Source organism: Mycobacterium sp., from assembly GCF_049802695.1.
Classification (GTDB): domain Bacteria; phylum Actinomycetota; class Actinomycetes; order Mycobacteriales; family Mycobacteriaceae; genus Mycobacterium.
This window is the reverse complement of sequence record NZ_JBARMY010000105.1, coordinates 1-7,537: the sequence shown is the minus strand read 5'-3', so window position 1 is coordinate 7,537 and position 7,537 is coordinate 1. Positions and strand designations below refer to the sequence as shown.

General features: G+C 66.3%; 8 protein-coding genes and 1 pseudogene. 2 read left to right on the top strand and 7 right to left on the bottom strand.

What is annotated here, in order from left to right:
• The 3 genes from WA317_RS04025 to WA317_RS04015 form a co-directional block, all read right to left on the bottom strand.
• The coding region (locus WA317_RS04025; protein WP_425171813.1) for an MFS transporter at nucleotides 1-883 on the bottom strand (883 nt) is incomplete at its 3' end.
• Nucleotides 884-967: 84 nt separating this feature from the next.
• The gene (locus WA317_RS04020; RefSeq protein WP_425171812.1) at nucleotides 968-1,258 is read right to left on the bottom strand and encodes a metal-sensitive transcriptional regulator; all 291 of its coding nucleotides are present in this window, start codon (nucleotides 1,256-1,258) and stop codon (nucleotides 968-970) included.
• Nucleotides 1,259-1,843, bottom strand: a complete 585-nt coding sequence (locus WA317_RS04015) for a DUF305 domain-containing protein (protein WP_425171811.1) — start codon at nucleotides 1,841-1,843, stop codon at nucleotides 1,259-1,261.
• Nucleotides 1,844-1,917: 74 nt separating this feature from the next.
• On the opposite strand from WA317_RS04015, the gene ilvD reads away from it, so the two are divergent.
• Nucleotides 1,918-3,651, top strand: a complete 1,734-nt coding sequence (gene ilvD, locus WA317_RS04010; RefSeq protein WP_425171810.1) for a dihydroxy-acid dehydratase — start codon at nucleotides 1,918-1,920, stop codon at nucleotides 3,649-3,651.
• A gap of 91 nt (nucleotides 3,652-3,742) precedes the next feature.
• Here ilvD and WA317_RS04005 read toward each other — a convergent pair whose 3' ends face one another.
• Nucleotides 3,743-4,402, bottom strand: a complete 660-nt coding sequence (locus WA317_RS04005; RefSeq protein WP_425171809.1) for an O-methyltransferase — start codon at nucleotides 4,400-4,402, stop codon at nucleotides 3,743-3,745.
• 202 nt (nucleotides 4,403-4,604) lie between these two features.
• Between WA317_RS04005 and WA317_RS04000 the strand changes: the two genes are divergently transcribed.
• Entirely contained in the window at nucleotides 4,605-4,751 is a 147-nt protein-coding gene (locus WA317_RS04000; protein WP_425171808.1) for a metallothionein, read from the top strand.
• On the opposite strand, the gene WA317_RS03995 is transcribed toward WA317_RS04000, so the two are convergent.
• The 3 genes and pseudogenes from WA317_RS03995 to WA317_RS03985 all read right to left on the bottom strand — a co-directional run.
• On the bottom strand, nucleotides 4,744-6,924 hold the full coding sequence (locus tag WA317_RS03995; RefSeq protein WP_425171807.1) for a beta-glucosidase family protein: 2,181 nt from the start codon (nucleotides 6,922-6,924) through the stop codon (nucleotides 4,744-4,746). The two genes, WA317_RS04000 and WA317_RS03995, sit on opposite strands and share 8 nt — an antisense overlap.
• Nucleotides 6,921-7,433 (bottom strand): TIGR04338 family metallohydrolase, encoded by a 513-nt coding sequence (locus tag WA317_RS03990; RefSeq protein ID WP_425171806.1) that lies wholly within the window; start codon nucleotides 7,431-7,433, stop codon nucleotides 6,921-6,923. Before WA317_RS03990 ends, WA317_RS03995 begins: the two co-directional genes overlap by 4 nt.
• A pseudogene (locus tag WA317_RS03985) lies at nucleotides 7,430-7,537 on the bottom strand (DUF2786 domain-containing protein); the annotation flags it as partial. The pseudogene WA317_RS03985 and the gene WA317_RS03990, both read right to left, overlap by 4 nt.

Here is a 7,537-nt window from a genome sequence, read left to right as displayed (position 1 = left end):
GCATGAACGTCGCCCACAAAACCGCGGCACAGCTGATTACGGCGACCCTGGGCCGATGGTCCAGCGGCCGGGCGACCAGGGGCATCGCGCTCAGCCCGGCGACGCCGTAGGCGGCCAGCAGCCACGCTAGATTGGGCCCTCGGACTCCGACCACGTCGCGGATGATCACGACGATGTAGGTATAGCAGATGTACTGGCCGATGACGGCGACCAGCGTGAGCACACTCACGGTGACTAGTTGGCGGTTGCGATGATGACGCGCACCGCGCGCGACGCTTGCGAGCTGGTCGCCGCTCAGCACGAGCTCCGGCAGCGCGGCCCAAGCCGCCACGGTGATGAAAGCCGCGCCTGCGGTGATGACCACCACGGCCATCCGCCAGCCCCAGAGCAGGCTCATCGCCGCCGTCAGCGGGCTGCCGACCACCACCGCGAGCCCGATGCCGACATAGACCAACGTTGTTGCGCGGCCGGAGTGGCTGGCCGGCACCAGCCGGGTGGCGATCGGGGCGAGGACCGACAGCAGCAGGCCGTGCGTCAGCGCACAGAGCGCCCGGCCTCCCGCTAGAACAGCGAAGTTGGGCGCCATCGCCGAGACCAGCTGCGAGGCGGTCAGGCAGGTCAACGCGAGCAGCAGGGTTCGCCGGCGTGGCCAGCGTGCGGTCCAGCGCACCAGCGGAACCGTCGTCACCGCCGCCACCAGGGCGTACCACGCCAGCAGTGTGCCGACCGCCGGGATGCTGACATGCAGATCCCGCGAGATCGCCGGCAACGCGCCCACCGGCAGAATCTCCGCGGTGACGTAGATGAAAGCGGCGCCTGCCAACACCGCTAACTGCAGGACGGTTTGCGGTGTCCAGGGACCCCTACGTCCGGGACGGATCATTAAACCGACGGCGGGCGCGGCTCCATCGGTACGGAGTGCGCCCACGGCCACTACTCAACCACGGTCTACCGGAAAAGTGAGTGATCAGGAGCGGACGAGTCGCGCGATGGCCGCCGAGGCCTCGGCCAGCTTGGCGTCGCCTTCGTCCCCGCCCTGGGCGACCGCGCGACTGACGCAGTGGCCGAGATGCTCGTCGAGCAGGTTTAGCGCCACCGCCCGCAGCGCGCTGTTCACGGCGCTGATCTGGGTAAGGACGTCGATGCAGTACTGGTCCTCGTCGATCATGCGCGCGATACCGCGCACCTGGCCCTCGATGCGCCGCAGCCGCTTCGCGTAGTTGTCTTTCTGCGACGAATAGCCGCGTGCCGATGCCATCTAGCCTCCCAGCATCTTTACCATCTGGTTGATCTCGCCCTGCTGCGCGCTGGCCATCTTCTTCGCCATTGCTATTGCGTCGGGATCTTTGCCGTTCTTGATCTCGGTGTTGGCCATGTCGAGTGCACCTTGATGGTGACTGATCATGGACTGCAGCCACAACTTGTCGAAGTCGGTGCCGTTCAACGTTCCCAATTTGGTCAGGGTTGCCTGATCGACCATGCCCGTCATGGCCTTATCGGCCGGCCCGCGGGTGTCGGCATCGGGTTGAGCGCTCCACTGCGTCACCATGCCCGCGAGCATCATGATCTCCGATTTCTGAGTCGATGCGATGCCCGACGCCAGCTTGATCAGGTCGGCGTTGGTCGAATGAGCCGGAACCATTGCCGCGAGGTCGGCACCCTGTTGATGGTGCGGAATCATGTGCGTCGCGAAGGCGACGTCGGCGAGGTTGTGATTGGGGGGCTTGGGAGCGCCGGCGTTGTCTTTGGTCGAGGACCCGCTACAGGCGGACAGCACTAAGACGGCTAGCAGCGCCGCCAGAGCCGCCGCGGCGCGACCGGCATGGGTTCGCATTTCGATCATTACTCCGGCCTTATACCCGGGCGGGGTATAGTCGTCAATTTGGGCAGCCTTAACGCCGCGAGCATACTTGGATGATGGCCGTAACCGCTGACTTTGCCTCGACGCCGGCCCAATCGCCGCCCGTCGACCTTAAACCCCGCAGCCGTGACGTCACCGATGGCCTGGAGAAGGCCGCCGCCCGAGGAATGCTGCGGGCGGTAGGTATGGACGACGATGATTTCGCCAAGTCGCAGATCGGGGTGGCGTCGTCGTGGAACGAAATCACGCCGTGCAACCTGTCACTGGACCGGCTGGCCAAGGCGGTGAAGGAGGGCGTATTTGCCGCGGGCGGTTATCCGCTCGAGTTCGGCACTATTTCGGTGTCCGACGGCATCTCGATGGGCCACGAGGGCATGCACTTTTCACTGGTGTCCCGCGAGGTGATCGCCGACAGCGTGGAGACCGTCATGCAGGCCGAGCGGCTCGACGGCTCGGTGCTGCTGGCGGGCTGCGACAAATCGTTGCCCGGGATGCTGATGGCCGCCGCGCGGCTCGATCTGGCCTCGGTGTTCCTGTATGCAGGCTCGATTCTGCCGGGGCGGGCGAAGCTTTCCGACGGTACCGAACGCGACGTCACGATCATCGATGCCTTCGAGGCGGTGGGTGCCTGCGCCCGCGGGCTGATGCCGAGAGAGGATGTCGACGCCATCGAGCGGGCTATCTGCCCCGGTGAGGGCGCCTGCGGGGGGATGTACACCGCCAACACCATGGCCAGCGCCGCCGAGGCGCTGGGTATGTCACTGCCCGGCAGTGCCGCGCCGCCGGCAACCGATCGCCGTCGCGACGGGTTCGCCCGCCGCAGTGGTCAAGCGGTCATCGGACTGCTGCGTCGCGGCATCACCGCTCGCGACATCCTCACCAAGGAGGCCTTCGAGAACGCGATCGCGGTGGTGATGGCGTTCGGCGGGTCGACCAACGCGGTGCTGCACCTGTTGGCCATCGCCTACGAGGCCAACGTCAAGCTGTCACTGGCCGATTTCCGGCGGGTCGGATCGCAGGTGCCGCACTTGGCCGACGTCAAGCCCTTCGGGCAGCACGTGATGTTCGATGTCGACCGCATCGGCGGAGTGCCGGTGATCATGAAGGCGCTGTTGGACGCCGGTCTGCTGCACGGCGACTGCCTGACCGTGACCGGGCGCACGATGGCGGAGAATCTGGCGCACATCGCACCGCCCGACCCGGACGGCAAGGTGTTGCGAGCCTTGGACAACCCGATCCACCCGACGGGCGGAATCACGATCCTCGGCGGCTCGCTGGCGCCGGAAGGTGCCGTGGTCAAGTCAGCCGGTTTTGATTCCGACGTGTTCGAGGGCACGGCAAGGGTTTTCGACCGTGAGCGCGCGGCACTCGATGCGCTCGAAGACGGCACTATCACTGCCGGTGACGCCGTCGTGATTCGCTACGAGGGACCAAAAGGCGGGCCCGGGATGCGGGAGATGCTCGCGATCACCGGGGGCATCAAGGGTGCGGGCTTGGGCAAGGACGTGCTGTTGTTGACCGACGGCCGGTTCTCTGGCGGCACCACCGGGTTGTGCGTGGGACACATCGCTCCCGAGGCGGTGGACGGTGGGCCGATCGCGTTCCTGCGCGACGGCGACCGGATCCGGCTCGACGTCGCGAAAGCGACCCTTGACGTGTTGGTGGACGAGGACCAATTGGCTTCGCGGCGCGAAGGTTTCACTCCGCTGCCGCCCCGCTACACCACCGGAGTGCTGGGCAAGTACGTCAAGCTGGTGGGTTCGGCGGCAACCGGTGCCGTGTGCGGATGACACTGTCACCCCTAGGGCAAGCGTGCGTGTTTGTACACGACACGCCGCTTGGCCCGGGCACGCTATGCACGCTCACGCGAAGGCGCGCGAGCTACTTGACCAAGGCAATGGCGAGGCCGTCCCACTTCTTGGCGCCGACCGTCTGAATCACGGCAGTGTCCAGTCGCGGGTGCTGACCCATCGCCTCGATCGTCTGACGGACCGCTTGGGCTGCGTGGTCGTCGGGCTGCGGTTCCAACACGCGGCCCTCGCGAATGACGTTGTCCGCCACGATCACCGAGCCGGAATGGCTCAGCTTGAGCGCCCACTCCAGGTAGGCGACGTAATTCTCCTTGTCCGCGTCGATGAACACCAGATCGAACGGGCCACCGGTCAGGGTGGGCAGCGTGTCCAGCGCGGCTCCCACAACTACTTCGACCCGCTCGCCGACGCCGGCTCGTTCCAAGTTGGCTTTCGCCACCTCGGCGTGCTTGGCCTCGTATTCCAGCGTCACCACGCGCCCTTCCGGGCCGGCGCCGCGCGCCAGCCAGATGGTGCTGAAGCCGCCGAGTGTGCCGATTTCGAGGATGCGGCGAGACCCGGTCGCGCCGGCCAGCAGCGAAAGAAACTTGCCTTGTTGTGCCGATACGGCGATGGGCGGCAGTCCGGCTGAATCGCTGGCTTCCAAAGCCGCCGACAGCGCCGGGTCATCGCCGATCACAATGCTGTTGAGGAACGTATCGACTTGCTGTGGGGTTGGTTCCTGGCTCATGCGTTTAACGCTAGCCCGGCGACGACGAGGGCCCCCTAGTGGCCCGAGGAGGAGCCGGGCAATCAAACCGAGGTTCGGTGATCCAGAACCAGCTGGCGATTCGCGGCGGGTATCGCTGCGCGACATACCCTTGGGGGGTATGGTGGCGATGCACGCATGGAGCCCAACCGAAGGTTCCTGACATCAGAAGGGGTTCACAGACATGACCGATTACGCGAAGGGCACGGTACTGACCTGCGGCCACGACGGCTGCGGATGCCGGGTGCTTGTGGAGGTCGAGTGCCACTGCGCCGAGGGCAGCCAGGCTTATCTCTGCACCTGCGGCGAAGAACTGGTAGCCGTCAAGTAGCCTCCGTCCCGCGGTCAAGCCGGCCGTGAATCACGCGGCCGAAGGCCCGGGGAACCAGCTCGACTTCAGCGGTGAGCTTCGGCTGCACCGCTGAAGTGCTCACCGCCACCGCATAGACGCCGCCGTCGATTCGCCAGCTACCAGCCCGGCCGTCGTAGCGGGCGAGCAGGCGCGGATCGGCCTCGATGCTGACCTGGCGGGACTCGCCAGGTTCGAGCTCGACACGTTGATAGCCCAACAGCCGCAGTAGCATTCCGTCGGTGTCGGCGGTCAGGTACAGCTGCGAGATATCGGCTCCCGCGCGGTCGCCGGTGTTGATGACCGTGAAGCTTGCGGTGACTGTGTCCCCGCCTTGCAGCGTCAAGTCCTGGTACTCGAAGCTGGTGTAGGACAAGCCGTGCCCGAACGCAAACATCGGGGCCACCGCCGTCTTCGCGAACCACCGGTATCCAACATCTGATCCCTCCGAGTAGTGGATCGTCGTCGGCGTTCCCAACGGCACGTCAAGGCCGGGCAGCACAGGACGCGGCGTCTGCGCCAGATCCACCGGGAAGGTCACCGGCAGCCGACCCGACGGATTAATTTGGCCGACAACGATTTCCGCGATCGCCTGACCACCGGCCTGCCCCGGGTACCAGGCCTGCAGTATCGCGTTGACCGACGCACGCCACGGCATGCCAACCGGGTTGCCCGTCTCCAGAACCACCAGGGTATTCGGGTTGACATCAGCCACGGCCGAGATCACCGCATCCTGACCCCACGGCAGCGAAAGGTCAGCACTGTCCAGACCCTCCCCTTCGACGCGTATGCCGAAGACGATGGCGACATCGGCCCGCCGTGCCGCCAGCGCCGCCTCAGCCGGGCTGATGCCGGGGTCGAACTCGATCCAGCTGTGCGGCAAGCGCTTTCGTAACTCTTCGAGCGGGCTCGACGGTAATAGATACAAGTTGCGGCCGTTGCCGGCCAAGCCGGGCGCACCGATCGGGATAATGCTCGCATAACCGCCGGGCGGAACAACGGTGCTCGACCCGAATCCTGTCGGGACACCGACCTGCGCATAGCCGCCGATTACGGCCACCCGCGCGGCCGACTCAGGTGCCAGCGGCAGTAGGCCACGATTCTGCAGCAGCACAATCCCCTGCCGGGCGATGTCCAACGTAATAGCGTTGTGGGCACGAGCAATCGGTGCGGGCGCTGTGTCCCACGAGTCGACTCCTACCGCGTACATCGAACGCAGAATCCGGCGGGCCATCTCCGAGAGCCGCTCTTTGGGCAGCCTGCCGTCGGCGTAGGCGGCTCGCAGCGGCTCGGTGAACGCCTCAGCCTGCCAGAGAATAGCGTCGATCTGCACGCCGCATTCCTGGTCGAGACCGTTGAGCGCGCACTCCCAGCTCGGTGTTCCGCCCCAGTCGGACATCACCCAACCGCGGTATCCCCACTGGCCTTTGAGGATGTCGTTGATCAACACGTCGTTACGGCTGGCGTATTCGCCGTTGACCTTGTTGTACGCCGTCATCACCGCGCCCGGTTGGGAGCGCTCGATGGCAATCTCGAACGCCAACAGGTCGGCTTCGCGGTGTGCGTCCGGGTCGATTACCGCGTCCAGCCAGTGCCGGTTGGTCTCGTTGCAGTTCAGTGAGTAGTGCTTGACCGTCGAGATGACGCCCTGCTCCTGGATTCCGGTGATCGACTGAGCAGCGATGGTGGCGCTCAGCAGTGGATCCTCGGAAAGGTATTCGAAGTTGCGGCCGTTGCGTGGGTCACGCGCGAGATTGATCCCGGGACCCAACAACACGTTGAAGCCCTTGGTGCGAGCTTCGCTCCCGATGACTGCGCCAGCCGAACGCGCCAGTGCCGGATGAAAAGTCGCGGCCAGCGCCAGGCCGGCCGGGAGAGCGGTGGCGGTGTCGCCGGGCCGGTAGCCGGGGTTCGTCACGCCCAGGCTGGCATCGCTCATCCGCAGCGCCGGCACGCCCAGACGCGGGATGCCGGGCACATAGCCCGCGCTTCTCGGAACGTCGGCCGGGAAGCGCTCGTCGTGGAATGGGAAGAGCTCACTGCCACCCATCACGCTGGCCAGCAGCGAGAACCGCTCGTCGTCGGTCAGCTGTGCCTCGACTCGACGGGCGCGAACATCGGCTTCGGTGTCGCTTTGGGCAGCCGACTCGCTCATCGGGCGCCTTCTTTCGCGTAGACCACCCGCAGCACATGCCCGAGCTCTGGGCCCATCACCAGCTCGGCCAGTCTGCACATGGTTGCCACGAACGCCGGGCCGTGCGCGGGGCCCGCGTCGCTCAGGTGGTGCGCCACTTCGTGCAGCACGACGAGCTCTCGCATCGCCCAGTCTGCGGTCTGCCGGTCCGGCACGGCGATCACCCCGACGCCGTCGCGCTGCTCGTAGTGTGCCGCGGTGGCCGCCCGCCGTGCCCGCACCGTCAGCGGCGAAATCGCCGGCCACTGCCGCCGCACCGCCGGCAGCGACAAGACGTCGTCGACGTAGCGCTGCACCGACGGAACCGAGGCGAACCGCCCTTCCGGCGGCAGGGTCAGCTGGGTGCCGAAGAACTCGACGGCCTGCGATCCGTGCTCAGCCGCACGGTCGAACAAGGTCCGGACGAAGTGCTCGGCCGCATAGACCTTGGAGCGCTGCGTGTCCCGATCGGAGGGATTTGCGGCGGTCAACGGTTCAGGGCGGTCCGAGCCGACGACAGCTCCGGGTTGCTGCCCAGCCGAGCCCGCTTGCCGGCTCGGTCTCCCGCGCGTCGGGCCGCCGAGGAGTACCCCGC

What these genes read in the sequence shown, in the direction of transcription:
- WA317_RS03995 (WP_425171807.1), bottom strand. Translation starts at nt 6,924, where the DNA reads ATGAGCGAGTCGGCTGCCCAAAGCGACACCGAAGCCGATGTTCGCGCC.
- WA317_RS04015 (WP_425171811.1), bottom strand. Translation starts at nt 1,843, where the DNA reads ATGATCGAAATGCGAACCCATGCCGGTCGCGCCGCGGCGGCTCTGGCG.
- ilvD (WP_425171810.1), top strand. Translation starts at nt 1,918, where the DNA reads ATGGCCGTAACCGCTGACTTTGCCTCGACGCCGGCCCAATCGCCGCCC.
- WA317_RS04000 (WP_425171808.1), top strand. Translation starts at nt 4,605, where the DNA reads ATGACCGATTACGCGAAGGGCACGGTACTGACCTGCGGCCACGACGGC.
- WA317_RS04005 (WP_425171809.1), bottom strand. Translation starts at nt 4,402, where the DNA reads ATGAGCCAGGAACCAACCCCACAGCAAGTCGATACGTTCCTCAACAGC.
- WA317_RS04020 (WP_425171812.1), bottom strand. Translation starts at nt 1,258, where the DNA reads ATGGCATCGGCACGCGGCTATTCGTCGCAGAAAGACAACTACGCGAAG.